1 protein-coding gene is annotated in these 737 nt (G+C 60.4%); it reads left to right on the top strand.

Annotation, left to right across the window (positions count from 1 at the left end; genetic code table 11):
* Nucleotides 1-83: 83 nt before the first annotated feature.
* Nucleotides 84-737: calcium-binding protein (locus AC1DPF_RS18965; protein WP_477962952.1), on the top strand; the 654-nt coding region annotated here is incomplete at its 3' end.

Below are 737 nucleotides of genomic sequence, written 5' to 3'. Positions count from 1 at the left end.
GGATATAGTCCACTCGGCCTCTCCCCGATTTTTTGAGGGCGCGCTCGGCGGCGGCTGGCGGCCGACACAGGGAGGAATAGCAAATGGCACAGTTCACTGGTGGCACGGTAACCGCGGTGCGCCTCGATCAACTGGCCGTCGGGGACCTTCTCGACGCCGATGTGCTCTCCAGTTCGAGCACGTCGCTGAGGCTCGATATGGGCGATGGCGAAATCGACACATTCACGGGTGTCGGCTTCACCTTTGGTAGCGGCGGAGAACCCACAGGCGGGACGATCACCGGCATCAACGTCTCGGTGAACGGCAGCGCGACCCTGGACATAACCGGCCTCTCCACGAGCGCTACGCAGTTCTATTCATTCTTGCCGAACAACGACAATGCGGGGGTATTGAACCTTGTCCTGTCGGGTAACGACAACATGAATGGCTCGTCTTTCGACGATCTGTTGGTGGGGCTCGGCGGCCACGACAATCTGTACGGCCTGGCAGGATCGGACACGCTATCCGGCGGAGCAGGCAACGACCATCTTTACGGGCAATCGGCCAATGGCGGCAACGACGGCGCCGACAAGATTTCCGGGGACGACGGAAGCGATTATCTGCAAGGCAATGCCGGTAACGATACGCTGGACGGAGGAGAGGGCTCCGACAGGATCAATGGCGGCGCCAATGAGGATGCGATTGTCGGCGGCGGCGGCAACGATACCGTCAACGGCAATCTCGGCAATGATGTTATC

The organism is Rhizorhabdus sp. P4_G6, from assembly GCF_056401045.1.
The sequence above is the reverse complement of the archived record's forward strand: the minus strand, read 5'-3'. Positions and strand labels throughout refer to the sequence as shown.